1 protein-coding gene is annotated in these 639 nt (G+C 48.0%); it reads right to left on the minus strand.

Annotation, left to right across the window (positions count from 1 at the left end):
* On the minus strand, positions 1-639 hold a 639-nt coding region (locus VB775_RS26685), incomplete at both ends, for a CHAT domain-containing protein (RefSeq protein WP_323217191.1).

Here is a 639-nt window from a genome sequence, read left to right on the forward strand (position 1 = left end):
GCCAATCAGCAATTTCATTGAGACGGATTTTGTCGCCATTGCCGAAGATGATGAAGGACTGATCGGGAGAGCCAACATTAAATTCGGCATGGGTGGCAAGGTGGAGAATATTATGGTTTTTAAATTTGGACTCGATCGCTTTACGACTAAATTGTTCTTCGATGAGGGTGACTGAGTTTTGGAAAGAGTTGGCGATCGCTTGGACTTCACTAACGGTTGCGGGTAAGGCTGTTTGTCCAAACCTGCGATCGCCTGCTTTCCCGCCAAAGGCTCCTGCGAGGATGTTGGGTGCGTTTTGGGGTTGTGGTGTAAAGTCGGAAAGGGTATAGGCGATGAGGTTACTAATCTGGTATTTCTCAACTAACAATTGTCTACCGTCATAGAGTGCAGCGATGGGGATGTAGCGCAGTTGTCCATCGGGTGCATAGAGGATTGTTTTGGCGTTGAGTTGGGCGAGTTCGGCTTCGATGGGTTTAATCAGGAGGTTATAGAGTTGGAGTGATGGCTCTCTAAAGTCTTCGGAACTAGGATCAAGGAGTCCTACTCTATAGTCCCTAATTAGGGTTTCTAGTTGGTCTTTGGAGATTGTGGTGGTGCGGCGGATGGGGAGGTTGTTGGGGGCAAAGAGGATGATTTCGA

The sequence above is a fragment of the Pseudanabaena sp. CCNP1317 genome (assembly GCF_034931345.1).
GTDB lineage: Bacteria > Cyanobacteriota > Cyanobacteriia > Pseudanabaenales > Pseudanabaenaceae > Pseudanabaena > Pseudanabaena galeata.